This is a genomic window from Bradyrhizobium sp. 23AC (genome assembly GCF_054863025.1).
This window is the reverse complement of record NZ_JAVAYN010000165.1, coordinates 1-270: the sequence shown is the minus strand read 5'-3', so window position 1 is coordinate 270 and position 270 is coordinate 1. Positions and strand designations below refer to the sequence as shown.

1 protein-coding gene is annotated in these 270 nt (G+C 41.1%); it reads left to right on the top strand.

Going from position 1 to position 270, the window contains the following annotated elements:
- Positions 1 to 82: 82 nt before the first annotated feature.
- The coding region (locus RAD10_RS41940) for a hypothetical protein (protein WP_461622033.1) at positions 83 to 270 on the top strand (188 nt) is incomplete at its 3' end.

The window sequence follows — 270 nt, the reverse complement described above, 5'->3', positions numbered from 1 at the left end:
ATATACTACCAGCACTGTCAAACCTCAAATTAATTTCACAAATCCAATATCTCCCTCGTCCGAAACTACTTGGACAGGTCACATGAGTAATCTGTTAGCTACCATCACACCACAGATTACTGGCCGAGTTGAGATTGTATTATCGGGATTCACGTCACACACTGTTGCTGGTGGTGCATGTGATACCGATCTTAGGATAGGTACTTCATTGATAACTCCTAATGGTGCTTTAGGAAATACAAAACTAGGTGTGTCAGTAAATGGTACTAG